This is a genomic window from Streptomyces sp. NPDC126503 (assembly GCF_040302405.1).
In the GTDB taxonomy this organism is placed as follows: Bacteria; Actinomycetota; Actinomycetes; order Streptomycetales; family Streptomycetaceae; genus Streptomyces; species Streptomyces gulbargensis.
The window spans coordinates 1-1,016 of record NZ_JBEORS010000061.1; the positions used below are offsets into that span (position 1 = coordinate 1).

Here is a 1,016-nt window from a genome sequence, read left to right on the forward strand (position 1 = left end):
CTCAGCACTCGATGATGTTGACCGCGAGGCCGCCGCGGGCCGTCTCCTTGTACTTGACGCTCATGTCCGCGCCGGTCTCCTTCATGGTCTTGATGACCTTGTCGAGGGAGACGAGGTGGTTGCCGTCGCCGCGCATCGCCATCTTCGCGGCGGTGACGGCCTTGACCGCCGCCATGCCGTTGCGTTCGATGCAGGGGATCTGCACCAGGCCGCCGACCGGGTCGCAGGTCAGGCCCAGGTTGTGCTCCATGCCGATCTCGGCCGCGTTCTCCACCTGCTCGGGGGAGCCGCCGAGGACCTCGGCGAGGGCGCCGGCGGCCATGGAGCAGGCCGAGCCGACCTCGCCCTGGCAGCCGACCTCGGCGCCGGAGATCGAGGCGTTCTCCTTGAACAGCATGCCGACCGCGCCGGCCGCGAGGAGGAAGCGGACCACGCCGTCCTCGTCCGCGCCCGGGACGAAGTTCATGTAGTAGTGCAGGACCGCGGGGATGATGCCGGCCGCGCCGTTCGTGGGGGCGGTCACCACGCGGCCGCCGGCCGCGTTCTCCTCGTTCACGGCCATGGCGTAGAGGGTGATCCACTCCATGGCGTGCGCGGCCGGGTCGCCCTCGGAGCGCAGCTTGCGGGCGGAGTTCGCGGCGCGGCGGCGGACCTTCAGGCCGCCGGGCAGGATGCCCTCGCGGGACATGCCGCGCGAGACGCAGGCCTGCATGACCCGCCAGATCTCCAGGAGGCCCTCGCGGATCTCCTCCTCGGTGCGCCAGGCCTTCTCGTTCTCCAGCATCATCGCCGAGATCGACAGGCCGGTCTCCTTGGCGAGCCGGAGCAGCTCGTCACCGGTGCGGAAGGGGTACTTCAGGACGGTGTCGTCCGGGACGATCGGGTTCTCACCCGCGACGGCGTCCTCGTCCACGACGAAGCCGCCGCCGACCGAGTAGTACGTCTTCTCGAGCACGAGGGCGCCCTCGTCGTCGTACGCGAGGACCGTCATGCCGTTGGCGTGGTACGGGAGCGCC

General features: G+C 70.4%; 1 protein-coding gene. It reads right to left on the reverse strand.

The window, feature by feature from the left end; all coding sequences use genetic code 11:
• Position 1 precedes the first annotated feature (1 nt).
• Positions 2 to 1,016: L-serine ammonia-lyase (locus ABTY40_RS30840; RefSeq protein WP_352062514.1), on the reverse strand; the 1,015-nt coding region annotated here is incomplete at its 5' end.